This window comes from Rhizobium sp. KDH_Rht_773_N (genome assembly GCF_052946295.1).
Window position 1 is genome coordinate 2,964,197 of sequence record NZ_CM129525.1, and the last position, 17,088, is coordinate 2,981,284.

At 61.4% G+C, this 17,088-nt stretch carries 14 protein-coding genes and 1 pseudogene; 13 read left to right on the forward strand and 2 right to left on the reverse strand.

All coding sequences use genetic code 11. From position 1 onward, the window contains the following. Position 1 precedes the first annotated feature (1 nt). The 6 genes and pseudogenes from livM to ACU8HS_RS14615 all read left to right on the forward strand — a co-directional run. Positions 2-1,243 (forward strand): annotated as a pseudogene (gene livM / locus ACU8HS_RS14590) (high-affinity branched-chain amino acid ABC transporter permease LivM); the annotation flags it as partial. After that, the gene (locus tag ACU8HS_RS14595; protein WP_112562817.1) at positions 1,243-2,109 is read left to right on the forward strand and encodes an ABC transporter ATP-binding protein; all 867 of its coding nucleotides are present in this window, start codon (positions 1,243-1,245) and stop codon (positions 2,107-2,109) included. The pseudogene livM and the gene ACU8HS_RS14595, both read left to right, overlap by 1 nt. Further along, on the forward strand, positions 2,109-2,837 hold the full coding sequence (locus tag ACU8HS_RS14600; RefSeq protein ID WP_112562815.1) for an ABC transporter ATP-binding protein: 729 nt from the start codon (positions 2,109-2,111) through the stop codon (positions 2,835-2,837). The genes ACU8HS_RS14595 and ACU8HS_RS14600 overlap by 1 nt, the downstream gene beginning before the upstream one ends. Before the next feature lie 25 nt (positions 2,838-2,862). After that, positions 2,863-3,216: a DUF6867 family protein gene (locus ACU8HS_RS14605; RefSeq protein WP_112562813.1), complete on the forward strand. Its 354-nt coding sequence runs from the start codon at positions 2,863-2,865 to the stop codon at positions 3,214-3,216. Between the two features lie 119 nt (positions 3,217-3,335). Continuing rightward, positions 3,336-4,457 (forward strand): branched-chain amino acid ABC transporter substrate-binding protein, encoded by a 1,122-nt coding sequence (locus tag ACU8HS_RS14610; protein ID WP_112562811.1) that lies wholly within the window; start codon positions 3,336-3,338, stop codon positions 4,455-4,457. A gap of 162 nt (positions 4,458-4,619) precedes the next feature. Continuing rightward, complete coding sequence (locus ACU8HS_RS14615) at positions 4,620-5,588, forward strand: 2-hydroxyacid dehydrogenase (protein ID WP_447014618.1); 969 nt, start codon at positions 4,620-4,622, stop codon at positions 5,586-5,588. 19 nt (positions 5,589-5,607) lie between these two features. Here the strand turns inward: ACU8HS_RS14615 and ACU8HS_RS14620 are convergent, their stop codons facing one another. After that, positions 5,608-6,519, reverse strand: coding sequence for a response regulator transcription factor (locus ACU8HS_RS14620; RefSeq protein WP_113413555.1), 912 nt, complete (start codon positions 6,517-6,519; stop codon positions 5,608-5,610). Continuing rightward, entirely contained in the window at positions 6,512-9,895 is a 3,384-nt protein-coding gene (locus ACU8HS_RS14625; protein WP_447014619.1) for a hybrid sensor histidine kinase/response regulator, read from the reverse strand. The genes ACU8HS_RS14620 and ACU8HS_RS14625 overlap by 8 nt, the downstream gene beginning before the upstream one ends. A gap of 219 nt (positions 9,896-10,114) precedes the next feature. Between ACU8HS_RS14625 and urtA the strand changes: the two genes are divergently transcribed. The 7 genes from urtA to ACU8HS_RS14660 all read left to right on the forward strand — a co-directional run bounded on the left by urtA (position 10,115) and on the right by ACU8HS_RS14660 (position 17,082). Further along, positions 10,115-11,407, forward strand: a complete 1,293-nt coding sequence (gene urtA / locus ACU8HS_RS14630; protein ID WP_112562803.1) for an urea ABC transporter substrate-binding protein — start codon at positions 10,115-10,117, stop codon at positions 11,405-11,407. A 114-nt stretch (positions 11,408-11,521) separates the two neighbouring features. After that, on the forward strand, positions 11,522-13,141 hold the full coding sequence (gene urtB / locus ACU8HS_RS14635) for an urea ABC transporter permease subunit UrtB (protein WP_112562801.1): 1,620 nt from the start codon (positions 11,522-11,524) through the stop codon (positions 13,139-13,141). After that, the gene (gene urtC, locus ACU8HS_RS14640) at positions 13,138-14,301 is read left to right on the forward strand and encodes an urea ABC transporter permease subunit UrtC (protein ID WP_447014620.1); all 1,164 of its coding nucleotides are present in this window, start codon (positions 13,138-13,140) and stop codon (positions 14,299-14,301) included. Before urtB ends, urtC begins: the two co-directional genes overlap by 4 nt. 4 nt (positions 14,302-14,305) lie before the next feature. Beyond that, a complete protein-coding gene (urtD, locus tag ACU8HS_RS14645; RefSeq protein WP_447014621.1) occupies positions 14,306-15,061 on the forward strand; it encodes an urea ABC transporter ATP-binding protein UrtD in 756 nt (251 codons plus the stop codon). A 1-nt stretch (position 15,062) separates the two neighbouring features. Then, complete coding sequence (urtE, locus tag ACU8HS_RS14650) at positions 15,063-15,758, forward strand: urea ABC transporter ATP-binding subunit UrtE (protein ID WP_112562795.1); 696 nt, start codon at positions 15,063-15,065, stop codon at positions 15,756-15,758. 176 nt (positions 15,759-15,934) lie between these two features. After that, positions 15,935-16,759, forward strand: coding sequence for an urease accessory protein UreD (locus tag ACU8HS_RS14655; RefSeq protein ID WP_112705951.1), 825 nt, complete (start codon positions 15,935-15,937; stop codon positions 16,757-16,759). A 20-nt stretch (positions 16,760-16,779) separates the two neighbouring features. Continuing rightward, positions 16,780-17,082 (forward strand): urease subunit gamma, encoded by a 303-nt coding sequence (locus tag ACU8HS_RS14660; protein WP_112705950.1) that lies wholly within the window; start codon positions 16,780-16,782, stop codon positions 17,080-17,082. The last annotated feature ends 6 nt before the right edge of the window (positions 17,083-17,088 follow it).

A 17,088-nucleotide genomic window follows, 5' to 3' on the forward strand; every position in this document is an offset into this window, starting at 1 on the left:
ATGGTACGATCTGGCTATTCTGGCCGGTATCGTCGCGGTGGCGGCACTCCTGTGTTTGCTGACTATTTATGTTTTGCTCCCTGCCGAAAAAAAACGGAACGAGCGAAATGCGGAAGCAGCAAGATTGGGTTTGCCGCAGGAAAAGAGCCTATACGAGACCCATTTTCTGAAGGCCGTGCTTGTTGCGCTGATACTCTATCCACTGGTGATGGTGGCGAAATTCGGTGCGCAGGGTTCGTTGACGTTCGTTGACAATTTCGGGGTTCAGATCCTGATTTACGTGATGCTGGCGTGGGGCCTGAACATCGTCGTCGGGTTGGCTGGCCTTCTTGATCTTGGCTACGTCGCTTTCTACGCGGTCGGAGCTTATTCCTATGCGTTGCTGTCAAGCTATTTTGGTCTGTCATTTTGGGTGCTGTTGCCGCTTTCGGGCATACTCGCGGCGCTTTGGGGGCTGATTCTCGGTTTCCCGGTGTTGCGCCTTCGCGGCGATTACCTGGCGATTGTCACGCTTGCCTTTGGCGAAATCATCCGTCTTGTCCTCATCAATTGGACTGATGTGACAAAGGGGACTTTCGGTATCACCGGCATCGCCAAGGCTTCGATCTTTGGCATCTGGAGCTTTGATATCGGCAAACCGAACAATTTCGCGAAGGCTTTCGGGCTCCCGATGGCATCGGGTTATTACAAGGTCTTCCTGTTTTACGTTATCTTGGCTCTGTGCATGCTGACGGCCTATGTAACGATAAGACTTCGCCGTATGCCGATCGGTCGAGCATGGGAGGCCTTGCGTGAAGACGAGATCGCTTGCCGTTCGCTTGGGATCAATACGGTCACGACAAAACTGACCGCCTTTGCGACGGGGGCGATGTTTGCCGGTTTCGCTGGTTCCTTCTTCGCGGCGCGCCAAGGGTTCGTTTCGCCTGAATCTTTCGTTTTCCTTGAATCGGCGGTCATTCTCGCCATTGTTGTTCTGGGTGGTATGGGTTCGCTTACCGGCATTGCTATTGCTGCGATTGTGATGGTTGGTGGCACGGAGGCGCTGCGTAGCATGGATTTCCTGAAGGATATCTTCGGGCCGACCTTTACGCCGGAACTCTATCGCATGCTGATATTCGGCCTTGCCATGGTTGTAGTGATGCTTATCAAGCCGCGCGGTTTCGTTGGCTCACGTGAACCGACCGCTTTCCTCAAAGAGCGCAAAGCGGTTTCGGGAAGCTTTACCAAAGAGGGCCATGGTTGATGAGCCCTGTCGAGAACACGATGTCGAGTGACACTTTGCTTAAGGTCGAGCACCTGTCGATGAAGTTCGGCGGTCTGATGGCCATCAACGACTTTTCCTTCGAAGCCAAACGTGGCGAGATCACCGCGCTTATCGGTCCGAACGGCGCCGGCAAGACGACCGTCTTCAACTGCATCACCGGTTTCTACAAGCCGACGATGGGCATGATCACGTTGACGCAAAAGAGCGGCAAGGAGTATCTTCTTGAGCGCCTGCCGGACTTCCGCATTACCAAGGAAGCCAAAGTTGCGCGCACCTTTCAGAACATTCGCCTGTTTTCGGGCCTTACCGTTCTGGAAAACCTTCTCGTTGCTCAACATAACAAACTGATGAAGGCTTCGGGATTCACCGTGCTGGGCCTCCTGGGCATTGGCCCTTACAAAAAGGAAGCCGCAGCAGCGATCGAGCTTGCGCGTTTTTGGCTCGAGAAGGCTGATCTGATCGATCGCGCTGATGATCCGGCCGGTGATCTGCCTTATGGCGCACAGCGCCGTCTGGAAATTGCCCGTGCCATGTGTACTGGCCCTGAGCTTCTCTGCCTCGATGAGCCTGCGGCAGGTCTTAACCCACGTGAATCGGCTGCCCTTAACGCCCTCCTGCGAGGAATTCGTGCTGAAACGGGTACATCTATTCTGCTTATCGAGCATGACATGTCGGTGGTCATGGAGATTTCCGATCATGTTATCGTTCTGGAGTATGGCCAGAAAATCTCCGATGGCACGCCCGATCATGTGAAGAACGATCCAAGGGTCATTGCGGCCTATCTTGGTGTCGAAGATGAGGAAGTTGAAGAGGTCATAGCGACCGTAGAAGGGGGCGCAATCTGATGGCCGGGGAGCATCTTCTCAAGATTCAGGGCGTCGAGACATATTACGGCAATATTCGCGCGCTTGCCGGTATCGATGTTGAAGTCAACAAGGGAGAGATCGTCAGTCTGATCGGCGCCAACGGCGCTGGCAAATCAACGTTGATGATGACGATCTGCGGCAGCCCGCAAGCCCGTACCGGCTCGATTATTTTCGATGGACAGGATATTACCAAGCTGCCGACGCATGAGATCGCGCGGCTTCGTATCGCCCAATCACCCGAAGGGCGACGTATCTTCCCGCGCATGACCGTTATGGAGAATCTCCAGATGGGCGCCGGTCTCGATAATCTCAAGTACTTCCATGAGGATGTAGAGAAAATTTTCGCAATGTTCCCGCGCCTTAAGGAACGTCACTCGCAGCGTGGCGGAACTCTGTCTGGCGGCGAGCAGCAGATGCTTTCGATCGGTCGTGCGCTTATGGCTCGCCCGAAACTACTGTTGCTTGACGAGCCCTCGCTTGGTCTTGCGCCACTGATCGTCAAAGGCATTTTCGAAGCAATCAAAAAACTCAATGAAAACGAGGGATTGACCGTATTCCTTGTTGAGCAGAACGCATTTGCAGCTTTGAAACTTTCGCATCGCGCTTACGTGATGGTCAATGGCAAGGTGACGATGAGCGGTTCCGGCAAGGATCTGCTTGCCAATCCGGAGGTTCGCGCCGCTTATCTCGAAGGCGGCCGGCATTGATCCTCGCGTACAGGAGAGTTTAATTATGCAGGGACTTTTCTTCGAGAGCGACGTCGGCGCTCGTACAGTCATCCGAGCGCTCGTGGTGCTCATCGGCTTCTGGACGGCTTGGCGCGCCGGCCGGGCGGTTGCGGACGGTTGGAGCAACTATCCGCTGGCCGTCGTCTATACTTTCCTGCTCGCCTGGGTGATGCAGTTCCTGCACCACGCGCTGTTTGACGGACCGATGCTCAGCGCCTTCTTCTATGCCATCGATTTCGTAACGCTGCTGATCTTCTCGACGGCCGGGTTCCGCTATCGCCGCACCAACCAGATGGTCAACAACTATTACTGGCTGTACGAAAAAACTTCCGCGTTTTCGTGGAAGGAGAAACATTGACAGCCCGTTGAAACTAGGCATGAATTGCCTTCAGAGTGGAACAGCTTTCCTGGCGCAGTCAAAGGTGGGGTATGCGTCAGGCCTTGGAAGAAACCCGCCCAAAAATTGGGAGTAACAATATGAAGAAGTCTCTCTTGTCAGCAGTGGCACTGACGGCGATCGTCGCTTTCGGCGGCGTCGCGCGAGCTGACATCCTGGTGGGCGTTGCTGGTCCGCTGACCGGCGCGAACGCCGCGTTCGGCGCACAGCTGCAGAAGGGTGCCGAACAGGCCGCCGCTGACATCAACGCTGCCGGCGGCATCAACGGCGAGCAGATCAAGATCGAGCTCGGCGACGACGTTTCCGACCCGAAGCAGGGCATTTCCGTCGCCAACAAGTTCGTTGCCGACGGCGTGAAGTTCGTTATCGGCCACTTCAACTCGGGCGTTTCCATCCCGGCTTCCGAAGTCTACGCCGAAAACGGGATCCTCGAAATCACCCCGGCCGCTACGAACCCGGTTTTCACCGAGCGTGGCCTGTGGAACACGTTCCGTACCTGCGGTCGTGACGACCAGCAGGGCGCGATTGCCGGCAAGTATCTGGCAGACCACTTCAAGGATGCCAAGATCGCCGTCATTCACGACAAGACGCCTTACGGCCAGGGTCTTGCTGACGAAACCAAGAAGGCTCTGAACGCCGCCGGCGTCACCGAAGCCCTCTACGAAGGCGTCAACGTCGGCGACAAGGACTTCTCGGCCCTCATCGCAAAGATGAAGGAAGCCGGCGTATCGATCATCTACTGGGGCGGTCTGCACACCGAAGCCGGTCTCATCATCCGCCAGTCGGCCGATCAGGGCCTGAAGGCAACGCTCGTTTCGGGTGACGGTATCGTCTCGAACGAACTTGCTTCCATCGCTGGCGACGCCGTTGCCGGTACGCTGAACACGTTCGGCCCGGATCCGACGCTGAACCCGGCCAACAAGGACCTCGTTGCGAAGTTCAAGGCCGCCGGCTTCAACCCGGAAGCCTACACGCTCTATTCCTACGCTGCGATGCAGACGATCGCTGCTGCTGCCAAGGCTGCCGGTTCGACCGACGCTGAAGCCGTTGCCGGCGCCATGAAGGAAAAGGGTCCGTTCCCGACCGTTCTCGGCGATATCTCCTTCGACGAAAAGGGCGATCCGAAGCTTCCGGGCTACGTCATGTACGAATGGAAGAAGGGCGACGACGGCAAGTACAGCTACTTCCCGAAGGCCGACTAATCTCAGCCTCCGGCAGTGATGCCTTTCATGGAAGCCCGGTCATCGACCGGGCTTCCTTCGTTTTGTTGCCGGCGCAAGATTGGGTGTCGCGGCAGGCGAAAGCCATTCCATTCCCGGCCCTCATGGCCTAAGCCGGAAGCAAAGGATGGAGGAACCAGATTGATGACCAAGCCCCGTATTCTCGTGACCCGGCGCTGGCCGGCTGCCGTGGAGGCCGTGCTCGCCGAGCGTTTTGACGTGACGCTGAACGCCGATGACGTGCCGCTCGGTGAAAGCGAGTTGCGCCAGGCCGTGTCGGACTATGACGCGGTGCTGCCGACCGTTTCCGACAAGCTGCCGGCCTCGGTTTTTGCCGGCGATGTCCGCGCGAGGATCCTCGGCAATTTCGGGGTCGGCTTCAATCATATCGATATCGCCGGCGCCAAGGCGAAGGGCATCGTCGTGACGAATACGCCCGGCGTGCTGACCGACTGCACGGCCGATATTGCCATGCTGCTTCTCCTGTCCGTCGCACGCCGCGGCGGGGAGGGGGAGCGACAGTTGCGCGCCGGCGCATGGAAGGGCTGGTGCCCGACGCATATGATCGGCACGAAGGTGAGCGGCAAGACCGTCGGCATCGTCGGCTTCGGGCGCATCGGCAAGGCGTTTGCGCAGCGCTGCCATTTCGGCTTCGGCATGGAGGTCCTGTTCTTCAATCGCTCGAAGGTCGATCCGGCCGAGGCGGCGCGTTATGGCGCGCGCCAGCTTGCTTCGGTGGAGGAGGTGCTGGCGGCTTCCGATTTCGTCTCCCTGCATTGCCCCGGCGGCGCGGAGAACCGGCACCTGATGAATGCGGCACGCTTTGCCGCGATGAAGCCGGGTGCCTTTCTCATCAATACGGCGCGTGGCGACGTGGTCGATGAGGCAGCGCTGATTGCGGCGCTGACAAGCGGCACGATCCGCGGCGCCGGGCTCGATGTTTACGAGGCGGAACCGCATGTGCCGGAGGCGCTGCGGCGTATGGAGAATGTCGTTCTGCTGCCGCATCTCGGCAGTGCCACGGAGGAAACGCGCACGGCGATGGGGATGAAGGTCGTGGAGAATGTGACCGCCTTCTTCGAGGGGCGGGAAGTGCCGGACCGGGTGGTCTGAAGGCGCCGTCCTTCACTTGCTACATCTCGTGCAGCACATGCGCCGCCTTCACGGCGGCGGATGCCCTGTTCTCCACGCCGAGCTTCACATAGATCTGCTCCAGGTGCTTGTTGACCGTGCGGGCGGAGAGGCCGAGAATTTCGCCGATATCGCGGTTGGCCTTGCCCTTGGCGATCCACATCAGCACTTCGGATTCGCGCTGGGTCAGCGCAAAATGCTGGCGCAGCACTTCGTCGTCGCTGCGCTTGCCGGCGGCAGTCAGGCGGAAGAGATATTCGTCGGGGCCGATGGCGCCGAGGAAGGCCAGTTGCAGGGCGGCCTGGCCGGCATGGGCGATGGAGATCAGCGCGTCGCGGGCAGCGGCGGCACGTTCCCGCATCCAGTTGCCGATGGTGCGGGAGACGACGTCCATGCCGTCGTCGCTGCCCATGGCGGCGTTGACGAGGCGGGTTGCCTGCGGCGTGGACCAGTGGATCGCGCCATCGCCCTTGACGGCCAGCAGATGGCGGCCTGCCGCATCGAGCGCCACGCGGGCGCTCTGCGCCGAGCGGGCATTGCGCAGGTGGACGCGGATGCGGGCGCGCAGCTCGTCGATATTGATCGGTTTCGACAGGTAATCGACGCCGCCGGATTCCAGCGCGTGCACGACATGTTCGGTTTCGGTGAGCCCGGTCATGAAGATGACGGGCACCTGGGCAACGGCGGCATTGGCCTTCAGCCGGCGGCAGGTCTCGAAACCGTCCATCGAGGGCATGACGGCATCGAGCAGGATGAGATCGGGCGTGATGCGCTCGACGATGTTGAGCGCGGCCGAACCCGACGTGGCGATGAGCACGGAAAAGCCCGACTGCTCCAGTGCATCGGTCAGGAAGCCGAGCGCCTCGGGCGAATCGTCGACCAGGAGAACGATGTCGCGGGGAAGCTCAGCCAACGGTTTCACCCTTTTCTTCGAACCTGTGCAGGAAATCCATGAAGCCGGCGAGATCGAAGGCGGCGACATAGGAGCGGAGTTCTTCCGTGAATGGCTGATTTGCCTCCAGCTTGGCAAGGTCGGCGAGCTTGGCTTCTATACCTCTGATATAGCCGATTTCGCCGAGGCGCAGCAGCTCCTGCACATGCGCCGCGCCGGGGCTGCCGAGCGGCATGGTGGCGGTCATCGGCGCCGGTGTCTGGTCGTCGGCATAAAGCCATTTCAAGCCGAGATGCAAAGCGAGCTTGTCGCGCAGCTGCCTGATATCGACGGGCTTGCCGATTGCATCGTTGTGGCTGTCGTCGCTGTCGCCATGGGCGGCGGCATCGCCGATATTGGCCGAGAGCATCAGGATCGGCGCCGTGCGTCCCGTCTCGCGCAGGCGCGAGACGAGCTGCCAGCCGTTCATGCCGGGCATGGAAATATCGACGAGGAAGAGGTCCGGCTCGATGCCTTCGACCAGCGTCAGGCAGTCCGGGCCGCTTGCGGCCGTCAGCACGATGAAATCGAGGGGAGCGAGGATTTCACGCATCATCTCGCGATGGTCCTCGTTGTCGTCAACGACGACGACGGTGCGGCGCGGGCCGTCATAACCGGCGATCTTTTTCTCCTGCGGCGGGGCAGCGGGGCGCATGACCGCCGACAGCATGAGGCGGACGCGGAAAGTGGAGCCCTTGTCCTTTTCGCTCGCGACGGAGATTTCGCCGCCGAGCGTGTTGGTCAGAAGGCGTGTGATGGTGAGGCCAAGCCCGAGGCCGGGCATGGGACGCACGCTTTCGGCCTCACCGCGCTGGAAGGGCTCGTAGATGCGGGTCAGATCCTTCTCGGCAATGCCGCGGCCGGTATCGGAGACGGTGAAGGTCGCGACCTGGCTGCGATAGCCGATATCGAAGGTGACGCTGCCTTCGTCCGTAAACTTGATGGCGTTGGAAAGCAGGTTGACGAGGATCTGACGCAGCCGCTTCTCGTCGGTCCGCACGAATTGCGGCAGGGCCGGCGCACGGTCGTGGATGAAGGTGAGGCCCTTGGCCTGCGCCTGCGGGCGGAACATGTCGACGATCTGGTCGAGGAAATCCTGGATGTTGATCTCGTTCGAATAGACCTGCAGGCGGCCGGCCTCGATCTTCGAGATGTCCAGGAGGCCGTCGATCAGGCCCGAGAGATGTTCGGCGCTGCGGCGTATGACCTTGATGGAGGACTGGCGCGGAGTGGGGATCGTTTCGTCGCGTTCGAGGATCTGGGCGTAGCCGAGAACGGCGTTCAGCGGCGTGCGCAGCTCGTGGCTCAAGCCCACGACATAACGGCTCTTGGCGCGGTTGGCGGCTTCCGCGGCCTCCTTGGCGGTCTGCAATGCCGCGTCGGTCTTCTTGTGGGCGGCGATTTCCCTGAGAAGCAGCGTGTTCTGGCGGGAAGACTCTTCCTCGGCGACGACACGGCTGTCATGGGCAAGCACGTAGAACCAGCAGGCGATGCCGGCGATGACCGAGAAGACGAAGAAGACGATCAGGATCGTACGGTTGACGACTTCGGCCGTCTCCGGCGAGGCCGAGGCGACCTGATGGGCAATCATGGCAAGGATCGCGCCGACCGCCGTCAGCGCCAGCGCCACGGCAATGCCGTAGCGGCCGAGGCGGGTGGTCAGTTTCTGGACGATGGTTTCCGGCAGCAGGGTCTTTGCCACGGCGCCGACCTGCGCATTGAAGCGGGCATTCGGCTTGCACATGTCATGGCAGCGGCTGTCCAGCGAGCAGCAGAGCGAGCAGATCGGCGCGGCATAGGCGGGGCACCAGGCCATGTCCTCCGGCTCGAAAGGATGCTCGCAGACGGAGCAGGTGATGGTGGTCAGGTTCTTCCAGGCGTGGCGCGGCTTGCGGGCGAGGTAGAACCTGCCTTTCGTTGCCCAGGCGAGAGCGGGCGAGGCGATCAGCGCGATCACCAGCGTGACGTAAGGAGCAAGCGAGGCGGCGACCGAGCCGAAGACACCGAAATGGGCAACGAGCGCGATGCCGGCCGACAGCGTCATGGCGCCGAGGCCGACCGGGTTGATGTCGTAGAGATGGGCGCGCTTGAATTCGATGCCGGGCGGGGCAAGGCCGAGCGGCTTGTTGATGAAGAGGTCGGCGGAGATGGTGCAGAGCCAGGCCATGGCGATGATCGAGAAGATGCCGAGCGTTTCCTCGAGCAGCCGGTAAATGCCGAGTTCCATCAGAAGCAGGGCGATCGCCACGTTGAAGACCAGCCAGATGACGCGGCCGGGATGGCTGTGCGTCAGGCGCGAGAAGAAATTCGACCAGGCGAGCGAGCCGGCATAGGCATTCATCACGTTGATCTTCAGCTGCGAGACGACGACGAAGGCGGCCATCAAGAGCAGCGCGGCATTGTGCCAGGGGATCATGTAGCCGAAGGCGGTCAGATACATCTGCGCCGGGTCGGCGGCGCGGTCGACCGGCACGCCCGAGGTAAAGGTCAGCACGACGAGGAAGGAGCCGGCCAGCAGCTTCGGCGCGCCGATGATGACCCAGCCGGGACCGGCGAGGAAGACGGCAAGGCGGTGGCGCCATTTGCGCTGCGGGTCCGGCGGCAGGAAGCGCAGGAAGTCCGCCTGTTCGCCGATCTGCGACATCAGCGCCAGAATGACGGCCGAGGCCGCGCCGAATTCGACGAGGTTGAAATCGGCGACCGTGCCGGGCGGGCCGGAAGCATGGCGGATGCCGGCAAAGGCGCGCCAGACATCGAATTGCTGCCAGTCCATCAGGGCGATGAAGATGAAGGGCAGGATGTTGAGGATGATCCAGAAGGGCTGGGTCATCAGCTGGAACTTGCTGATCAGCCGCACGCCATGGGTGACGAGCGGGATCACCATGACGGCGCTGATAATGTAACCGATCCATAGGGGTATGCCGAGCGTCAGTTCCAGCGCGCCGGACATGATCGAGGCCTCGATCGCAAACAGCATGAAGGTGAAGCTGGCATAGATCAGCGAGGTGATGGTCGAACCGATATAGCCGAAGCTCGCCCCGCGCGTCAGCAGATCGATATCGACGCCGTGGCGGATGGCATAACGGCTGATCGGCAGGCCGATCGCCAGCATGGCGATGGAGGCGACGATGATGGCGAAGAAGGCGTTGGTCGTGCCGTAGGAGAGCGTGATGGCGCCGCCGATCGCCTCCAGCGCCAGGAAGGAGATGGCGCCGATCGCCGTCTGCGAGATGCGCTGGGAGGAGAAGCGCCGGGCGCTCTTGGCGGTAAAGCGCAGCGCATAGTCTTCGAGCGTCTGGTTGGCGACCCAGCGATTATATTCGCGTCGCACAGGAATGATGCGTTGGCGCGCTGCCATGCGGTTCCTTCAGGCTTCTTGTTCCCCTTGTGACGCTTTCGTAACACGGATCATCCCGGCGCTTAAGAGTGCGCTGCGGCGCAAACCTGCACATTTAGCCCCGTCGGTTACGTCAATCGACGTATACGGTTTTGCGATGCAGCACCCGATAGTTCTTTAAGCAACAGTTAATCTCCGTTTCCGGCCTGTTGCGGAACAAGAAGAGGGGAGTTCAACCAGATGAATCTCAAATCCATATTTACGGGCGCTGCGCTCGGCGCGGTCATGGCCGCATCGGCCGCCTTCCACGGCGCGGTTGCCGCCGACGACACGATCAAGGTCGGCGTTCTGCACTCGCTCTCCGGCACGATGGCGATTTCCGAAACGACGCTGAAAGACGCCATGCTGATGCTCATCGACGAGCAGAACAAGAAGGGCGGTCTCCTCGGCAAGAAGCTCGAAGCCGTCGTTGTCGACCCGGCTTCCGACTGGCCGCTCTTTGCCGAAAAGGCCCGCGAGCTGATCGAGAAGGACAAGGTTGCGGCCGTCTTCGGTTGCTGGACCTCGTCTTCGCGCAAGTCGGTCCTGCCGGTTTTCGAAGAACTGAACTCGCTGCTCTTCTATCCCGTCCAGTACGAGGGTGAAGAATCCTCGCGCAACATCTTCTATACGGGTGCCGCTCCGAACCAGCAGGCGATCCCGGCCGTCGACTACCTGATGAACACGGAAGGCGTGAAGCGTTTCGTGCTCGAAGGCACCGACTATGTCTACCCGCGCACGACCAACAAGATCCTGGAAGCCTATCTCGAATCCAAGGGCATTCCGAAGGAAGACATCCTGATCAACTACACGCCGTTCGGTTTCTCCGACTGGCAGACGGAAGTCTCCAAGATCAAGGAATTCGGCTCGGCCGGCAAGAAGACCGCCGTCGTCTCCACCATCAACGGTGACGCCAACGTTCCCTTCTACAAGGAACTCGGCAACCAGGGCATCAAGGCAACCGATATCCCCGTCGTCGCCTTCTCGGTCGGCGAAGAAGAGCTTGCCGGTCTCGACACCAAGCCGCTCGTCGGCCACCTGGCAGCCTGGAACTACTTCGAATCCGTCGATACGCCGATCAACAAGAAGTTCATCAAGGAATGGCACGCCTTTACCAAGAACGACAAGCGCGTGACCAACGACCCGATGGAAGCCGCCTATATCGGCTTCAACGCCTGGGTTAAGGCTGTTCAGGCCGCCGGCACGACCGATACGGATGCGGTTCTCGACCACATTATCGGCGTCTCCGTCCCGAACCTCTCGGGCGGTACCGCAACCGTCATGCCGAACCACCACATCACCAAGCCGGTGCTGATCGGTGAAATCCAGGCCGACGGCCAGTTCGAAATCGTCCAGCAGACCCCCGAGGTCGTCGGCGACGAATGGTCCGACTTCCTGCCGGACTCCAAGGATCTGATCTCCGATTGGCGCAAGCCGATGAACTGCGGCAACTTCAACGTTGCCACCGGCAAGTGCGGCGGCAAGGGTTCCTGAGTTGGCCCGTCCGACATGAGCCAGAAGAACTTCCGTCCGGATTTCAGATCCGGGCGGAAGCTCCGTCCCCAGCGGTTGCTGCCAAACAGGCCAACGATTTAGGCGGGAAAGCCGATGTATCGCGCCATCAAGATCTTTCTTTTGACCCTTTGCCTGAGCCTCACGGGGCTGACGGCCGGCCTGAAGGCCCAGGACGATATCCATGCGCTTGTCGATGCGCTCGGCGTCGGCGGTTTTCCGGAGCGCGAGGCGGCCATCAAGGCGCTTGTCGCTTCCAAGGATGCGCATGTCAGCCGGATATTGCAGCAGCTGAGCGACGGCCTTCTTTACGTCAATTCCGATGCGGGCGGCCCTGTGCTGGTGCAGGGCGGCACGGATGACGAGCCCACCTATTCCGATCCGCTTACCGGCGAAGCCGTTGCCGATATCGATCCCGACACGATGTCGAAAGTGAGGATCAACAATTCCGTGCGCACGCTCATCGGCACGATGATGAGCCAGCTGACGCTCCTGAGCCCGGATCGCGGCGCCCGTCTTGCGGCTGCCCAGGGGCTTCTGAAGGATGCCGATCCGGCCAATCTCGACCTGCTGAATGCCGCGCTTGCCGGCGAAAAGGACGCCGAGATCAAGGGCACGATGGAAGCGGCGCGTGCGGTCATGGTGTTGAAAAGCGATGTCAGCGCCGACGAGAAGAGACAGGCGATCGATACGGTTGCCGCTCGCGGTGGCCGCGATGCGCTGACGATCCTGACGAGCGCGCTTGCCACCGCACCTGACGATCTCAAGCCGGCCATACAGGCGCATATCAGCACCATCAACCGCAGCCTCGCGCTCTGGGATATCGTCCAGAACGTCTGGTACGGGCTGTCGCTCGGCTCGGTGCTGCTGCTGGCGGCCATCGGCCTTGCCATCACCTTCGGCGTCATGGGCGTCATCAACATGGCGCATGGCGAGATGGTGATGATCGGCGCCTATACGACCTATGTCGTGCAGGAATATATCACCGCGAACTTTCCCGGCATGGCCGATTATTCGCTGGCCTTTGCCGTGCCCGCCGCCTTCGTCTTCACCGGCTTCGTCGGCCTCGTCATCGAGCGCGTCGTCATCCGCTATCTCTACGGCCGGCCTCTGGAGACGCTGCTTGCCACCTGGGGCGTGTCGCTGATCCTGCAGCAGGCGGTGCGCACGGTGTTCGGCCCGACCAATCGCGAAGTGCGCAACCCGAGCTGGATGTCGGGCGCCTTCGAACTCGGCGGCTTGTCGATCACCTGGAACCGTCTGTGGATCATCGTCTTCTCGATGGCCGTCTTCGTGGCGCTGCTGATGCTCCTGAAGCGTTCCGCCTTCGGCCTGCAGATGCGCGCCGTCACCCAGAACCGGCGCATGGCCTCGTCCATGGGCATCCGCACCGGCTGGGTCGATGCCTTCACCTTCGCGCTCGGCTCGGGCATTGCCGGCATGGCGGGTGTCGCCCTCTCGCAGATCGACAACGTCTCGCCGAACCTCGGCCAGAGCTACATCATTGACAGTTTCATGGTCGTGGTCTTCGGCGGCGTCGGCAATCTCTGGGGCACGCTGGTCGGGGCGCTCTCGCTCGGCGTCGTCAACAAGTTCCTGGAGCCCTTCGCCGGCGCCGTGCTCGGCAAGATCCTGGTGCTCGTCCTCATCATCCTCTTCATCCAGAAGCGTCCGCGCGGGCTCTTCGCACTTAAAGGAAGGGCGGTGGAAGCATGATTACGGCCTTCCTTCTCCGGTCTCTCGATCGCCGGATCTCCATTGCCATCGCCATGCTGCTGGTGGTCGCGGTGCTGGTGCCGGTGCTCAACCTGGCGACCTCGGCGGACAATCCGCTGCATGTGCCGACCTATATCATGGCGCTGTTCGGCAAATACCTGACCTACGCGCTGCTGGCGCTGGCGCTCGATCTCGTCTGGGGCTTCTGCGGCATTCTCTCGCTTGGCCACGGCGCCTTCTTCGCGCTCGGCGGTTATGCGATGGGCATGTATCTGATGCGCCAGATCGGCTCGCGCGGCGTCTATGGCGACCCGATCCTGCCCGACTTCATGGTCTTCCTGAACTGGAAGGAGCTGCCCTGGTTCTGGTACGGCTTCGACCAGTTCTGGTTTGCGGCGCTGATGGTGCTGGTCGTGCCCGGCCTGCTTGCCTTCGTCTTCGGCTGGTTCGCCTTCCGCTCCCGTGTCAACGGCGTCTATCTGTCGATCATCACGCAGGCCATGACCTATGCGCTGCTGCTTGCCTTCTTCCGCAACGACATGGGCTTCGGCGGCAATAACGGCATGACCGATTTCAAGGATATCCTTGGCTTCAACGTGCAGGCGGACGGCACGCGTGCGACGCTCTTTGCGGCGACGGCGATCTTCCTTGCGCTGTCGCTGACGATCGCCTCGGCGATCGTGCGTTCGAAATTCGGCAAGGTGCTGGTCGGCGTGCGCGATGCGGAAAGCCGCACGCGCTTCCTCGGCTACCGTGTCGAGCATTTCAAGCTCTTCACCTTCGTCGTCTCGGCGATGATGGCGGGTATCGCCGGCGCGCTCTATGTGCCGCAGGTCGGCATCATCAATCCCGGTGAATTTGCGCCGGCCAACTCCATCGAGGTCGTCATCTGGACGGCCGTCGGCGGACGCGCGACGCTGATCGGGCCGATCATCGGCGCCATCCTCGTCAATGGCGGCAAGACGATCTTTACCGGCCTCTTCCCCGATTACTGGCTGTTTGCGCTCGGCGGCCTCTTCGTGCTTGTCACGCTGTTCCTGCCGAAGGGCATCGTCGGCACGATCGCCCAGTATCTCGGCAAGCGGAAGCCGGTTTCGAACGGCGTGCCGCCAACCGCTGCCGAAGAGGGCGTCGAGGCAAAAATCCAGGCTGCGGAGTAGACCCATGATCCCCGACGTCAAACCCAAGAGCGTGCTCTATCTCAACGGTGTCTCGGTCTCCTTCGACGGTTTCAAGGCGCTGAACTCGCTCTCCATCGTCATCGAACCCGGCGAACTCCGGGCGATCATCGGCCCGAACGGCGCCGGCAAGACGACGATGATGGATATCATCACCGGCAAGACCCGGCCGGACGAGGGCGAGGTCTTCTTCAACGGCACGGTCGACCTCACCAAGAAGGACGAGGCCGATATTGCCCAGCTCGGCATCGGCCGGAAATTCCAGAAGCCGACGGTCTTCGAAAGCCACACGGTCTGGGACAATCTGGAACTGGCGCTGAACCGCCGGCGCACGGTGTTTTCGACGCTGTTCTACCGGCTCTCCGGCGAGGACAAGGATCGCATCGAGGAAATCCTGGAGACGGTGCGGCTGACGCATCGCCGCGAGGAGCTCGCGGCCAACCTGTCGCACGGCCAGAAACAGTGGCTGGAGATCGGCATGCTCTTGGCACAGGAGCCGAAGCTGCTGCTCGTCGATGAACCGGTGGCCGGCATGACCGATGCCGAGACGGCGGAAACGGCGATCCTGCTGAAAGACATCGCCAAGACGCGGTCCGTCGTCGTCGTGGAGCACGATATGGGTTTCATCCGCGATCTCGGCGTGAAGGTGACGTGTCTTGCGGAAGGCTCGGTGCTGGCCGAGGGATCGATCGATTTCGTCAGCAACGATCCGAAGGTGATCGAGAACTATCTGGGGCGCTGAGATGCTGACAGTCGAAAACGCAAATCTTCACTATGGCGCGGCCCAGGCGCTGCGCGGCATCTCGATCAAGGCCGAGATGGGCAAGATCACCTGTGTGCTCGGGCGCAACGGTGTCGGCAAGAGTTCGCTCCTGCGCGCCGTCACCGGCCAGCATCCGCTGTCTGCGGGCACGATCACCTTCAACGAGACAAAGCTGAACGGCCTGCCGCCTTTTGCCCGGGCCAAGCAGGGCATCGGCTACGTGCCGCAGGGGCGCGAAATCTTCCCGCTGCTGACGGTGAAGGAAAACCTCGAAACCGGCTTTGCTCCGCTTGGCCGCCGCGACCGCAACATCCCCGACGATATCTTCAGCCTCTTCCCGGTGCTGAAGTCGATGTTGTCGCGTCGCGGCGGCGATCTTTCCGGCGGGCAGCAGCAGCAGCTGGCGATCGGCCGCGCCATGGTCACGCGGCCGAAGATCCTCGTGCTCGACGAGCCGACCGAGGGTATCCAGCCGTCGATCATCAAGGATATCGGCCGGGCGATCCGTTACCTGCGCGATTCCACCGGCATGGCGATCCTGCTGGTCGAGCAATATCTCGATTTCTGCCGCGAACTTGCCGATTACGTCTACATCATGGATCGCGGCGAGATCGTGCATGAGGGCCTTGCCGAGACGCTGGATACGCCGGAAGCACGCCGCCATCTGACCGTATGACCTCTCTGGCGATCACACCGGCAGATGCCGTATTTTGCGGCAGACGCCGTCAGCCCCCTGCGAAAGACCGGTGGGGATACGGGCGTGCGGAAAGCGGCACGGGACTTGCTTTCTTCCAGTCACCGGACACATTCAACGCAAGTTGCCGGACGGGACGGCATCTGCACGGGGGTGGCATGACGAGCGTGGCGGCAGGCATCACCAGACCGCAGAGGGCGGAAGGACGCGGGCATCTTGCGGCCGGGATGCAGGACGGGCGCACGCGAATCCGTGAGCTCTATCAGGAGGGCGCGGCGAAGATCCGCCTGCCGGACACGTTCGACGCCTCGATGGAGGCCGTCATCATCAATACGGCCGGCGGGCTGACGGGTGGCGACCGGATGAACTGGAGCGTGTCGGCCGGTGCCGGCACGCGCATCGACGTCACCACACAGGCCTGCGAGAAGATCTACAGGGCATCGGCCGGTACTGCCGAGGTGACGACGCAGATCGAGGTGGGGTCGGGCGCCCGCGTCGACTGGCTGCCGCAGGAGACGATCCTTTTCGATCGCGCCTCGCTGTTTCGCCGCCTGGATGTCGATCTGGACGACAGCGCGGAATTCCTGGCTGTCGAAGCCATCCTGCTCGGCCGCAAGGCGATGGGCGAGACCATGGAGACGGGGCTGTTTCGCGATCGCTGGCGCATCCGCCGGTCGAGCCGGCTGATCCATGCCGAGGAGCTGCGCCTTTCCGATGCCGTGGCGCTGCTTGCGGCCGAGCAGGCGGTGCTTGGCGGGCAGGTGGCCTTTGCGACGGTGCTCTATGCGGGGCCGAAGTCGGAAGCCTATCTTGCCAGGGTGCGGCCGCTGGTGGAGGGGCATATGGGCGGGGCGAGCGCCTGGAGCGACAAGCTCATCGTGCGCCTTGCCGCAGCCGATGGTTTTGCGCTCAGAAAAATCCTCATCCCGGTCATTTCCGCCTTGCGCAATGGAGCGCCTGTGCCGAAAGTCTGGAATCTATGAGTTCAACAAGCGGATAGACGATGAACCTCACCCCGAGAGAAAAAGACAAGCTGTTGATTTCCATGGCCGCGATGGTGGCGCGCAAGCGGCTGGAGCGCGGCGTCAAGCTGAACCATCCGGAAGCCATCGCCCTCATCACCGATTTCGTCGTCGAAGGCGCGCGCGACGGCCGCCCGGTCGCCGAACTCATGGAGGCCGGCGCCCATGTCATCAGCCGCGAGCAGGTGATGGAGGGCATTGCCGAGATGATCCACGACGTGCAGGTCGAGGCGACCTTTCCCGATGGCACGAAGCTGGTGACAGTGCATCAACCGATCCGCTGAGGAGGG

Excerpts from the sequence above, each read along its gene's own strand:
- ACU8HS_RS14605 (WP_112562813.1), top strand. The coding sequence starts at position 2,863 with ATGCAGGGACTTTTCTTCGAGAGCGACGTCGGCGCTCGTACAGTCATC.
- urtE (WP_112562795.1), top strand. The coding sequence starts at position 15,063 with ATGCTGACAGTCGAAAACGCAAATCTTCACTATGGCGCGGCCCAGGCG.
- urtD (WP_447014621.1), top strand. The coding sequence starts at position 14,306 with ATGATCCCCGACGTCAAACCCAAGAGCGTGCTCTATCTCAACGGTGTC.
- urtA (WP_112562803.1), top strand. The coding sequence starts at position 10,115 with ATGAATCTCAAATCCATATTTACGGGCGCTGCGCTCGGCGCGGTCATG.
- ACU8HS_RS14600 (WP_112562815.1), top strand. The coding sequence starts at position 2,109 with ATGGCCGGGGAGCATCTTCTCAAGATTCAGGGCGTCGAGACATATTAC.
- urtC (WP_447014620.1), top strand. The coding sequence starts at position 13,138 with ATGATTACGGCCTTCCTTCTCCGGTCTCTCGATCGCCGGATCTCCATT.
- ACU8HS_RS14660 (WP_112705950.1), top strand. The coding sequence starts at position 16,780 with ATGAACCTCACCCCGAGAGAAAAAGACAAGCTGTTGATTTCCATGGCC.
- ACU8HS_RS14610 (WP_112562811.1), top strand. The coding sequence starts at position 3,336 with ATGAAGAAGTCTCTCTTGTCAGCAGTGGCACTGACGGCGATCGTCGCT.
- ACU8HS_RS14655 (WP_112705951.1), top strand. The coding sequence starts at position 15,935 with ATGACGAGCGTGGCGGCAGGCATCACCAGACCGCAGAGGGCGGAAGGA.
- ACU8HS_RS14595 (WP_112562817.1), top strand. The coding sequence starts at position 1,243 with ATGAGCCCTGTCGAGAACACGATGTCGAGTGACACTTTGCTTAAGGTC.
- urtB (WP_112562801.1), top strand. The coding sequence starts at position 11,522 with ATGTATCGCGCCATCAAGATCTTTCTTTTGACCCTTTGCCTGAGCCTC.
- ACU8HS_RS14625 (WP_447014619.1), bottom strand. The coding sequence starts at position 9,895 with ATGGCAGCGCGCCAACGCATCATTCCTGTGCGACGCGAATATAATCGC.
- ACU8HS_RS14615 (WP_447014618.1), top strand. The coding sequence starts at position 4,620 with ATGACCAAGCCCCGTATTCTCGTGACCCGGCGCTGGCCGGCTGCCGTG.